We start from the raw sequence: 749 nt of genomic DNA, 5'->3' as shown, positions 1-749 counted from the left end.
AGGCGCGCAGCGCCTGATGGCCCACTCGCGGTGTCAATGGAACCTCACGTTCAGAGGTTCCACGTTGGTCCGATCTCAATTGGGTTCATGTCCGGACTGTAAGGCGGCAGGAACAGGAACCAGGCGCCTCTTCGCTTCAGGCAGTCTGCTGCTCTCTCGCTCTTGTGCGCCGGCAGGTTGTCGAGGATCACCACGTCGCCCTTGGACAAGGTCGGGGCAAGCTGGGTCTCCACATAGGTCTCGAAGATCTGCCGGGTCATCGGCCCATCAATCACCCACGGGGCCGTCAGACCAGAGTAGCGCAGCCCCGCGATGAAGGTTTGGGTCAGCCAATGGCCAAAGGGCGCCTTGGCATACAGACGCTGGCCCTTGGGACAGCGGCCACGCAGGCGCGTCATCTTGGTGGAGGCGCCGGTCTCATCCAGAAACACCAGCCGATGCGGCTCCTGCTGCATGCGGGGCTGGCGCTTGGTGTGCCAGTGCTCGCGGGCCTGGCGCACGTCGGCGCGTCCTTGTTCGCTGGCCCGCAGCGTTTTTTTGAAGCGGTAGCCTTGGCGGCGGAACCAGTGCGAAATGGCGGCCGGGGTGATCTTGGTGCCCAGGGCCAGCAGTTCGGCCGCGAGCTGGGGCATGGTGATGTCGCTCTTCTCAGCCACGCGGCGGATCAGGAACTCCCGGTGCGGGTCGAGCTTGGAATAGCGCCAGCCGCCCTCCGGTTTGGCGGCCAGACTGCCGGTGGCCCGATACGC

General features: G+C 65.2%; 1 protein-coding gene. It reads right to left on the bottom strand.

What is annotated here, in order from left to right; genetic code table 11:
- Window positions 1-50: 50 nt before the first annotated feature.
- The coding region (locus JQC81_RS32595) for an IS630 family transposase (protein ID WP_203275888.1) at window positions 51-749 on the bottom strand (699 nt) is incomplete at its 5' end.

The sequence above is a fragment of the Microvirga arabica genome (assembly GCF_016811235.1).
GTDB classification, from domain to species: Bacteria; Pseudomonadota; Alphaproteobacteria; order Rhizobiales; family Beijerinckiaceae; genus Microvirga; species Microvirga arabica.
Note: the sequence above shows the minus strand (reverse complement) of the source record. Positions and strands in the feature narration are given on the sequence as shown.